Origin of the sequence: Snodgrassella sp. B3837, from assembly GCF_026535955.1 — a bacterium.
GTDB classification, from domain to species: Bacteria; Pseudomonadota; Gammaproteobacteria; order Burkholderiales; family Neisseriaceae; genus Snodgrassella; species Snodgrassella alvi_E.
This window is the reverse complement of the sequence record NZ_JAFNPI010000022.1, coordinates 1-776: the sequence shown is the minus strand read 5'-3', so window position 1 is coordinate 776 and position 776 is coordinate 1. Positions and strand designations below refer to the sequence as shown.

Sequence of the window (776 nt, the reverse complement as noted above, 5' to 3'; positions counted from 1 at the left end):
CGTTGTTTTAAGGGGTCGATGACGGTCAGCAGGTTGCCGCGTTCATCATAGTAGTAGCGCCAGGTGCTGCCGTCGGGGTCGACGCTGATGGTGGGTAGGGCCCAGTGGGGTAACCACTGGGTCTGGGTGGTGCGTCCCAGTGGGTCGGTTTCGGCGGTTTCGCGTCCTTGTTCGTCATAGCTGTAGTGCCATTGTCCACCCTGGGCGTCGGTGACGCTGATGAGTTGTTGGTTGTCGTTCCATTCAAATGCGGTGGTGTGACCAAGGGGGTCGATGTAGCGGGTGATCTGGTAGACTTCGTTCCAGTAATGCTGGCTGATGCGTCCCAGGCTGTCTTTGACGGTGGTGAGGCGTTGCTCAATATCGTAGTGAAAGTGATAGTCTTCCTGTCGCTGGCCATCTGCTTCGGTCCAGTGATGGGTGACGCGCCAGGCGGTTTCGGCGGCATCGTCAAAGTGAGTCCACTGGTAGTGGCAGTGCAGGCCGGTGGGCAGGCGGTGGTAGATGAGGCGTCGGCCGGTGTCGTAGGCGAAGGTGCGGGTGTGCCGCTGTTCGGCATCGATGACGTGTTGGAGGTCGCCCTGTGCGGTGTACTGGTATTGTGCCAGTACCCGGCTGTGGCCATTGGCCAGTTGTTGTTTGATGGTGGTGACGCGTTGTGGGTGCCGGGGATGCTGATAGTGCAGGGAGAGGCGGGTGCTGCGGTCGTTGTCGGTGATTTCGATGATGCGGCTGTGGCTGTCGCGGTAAAGAAGGAGGCGGTTGTCGTTGCGATC

The 776-nt window shown here is 59.8% G+C and carries 1 pseudogene; it reads right to left on the bottom strand.

Annotated elements, in window-relative coordinates:
- A pseudogene (locus J3U67_RS08270) lies at positions 1-776 on the bottom strand (hypothetical protein); the annotation flags it as partial.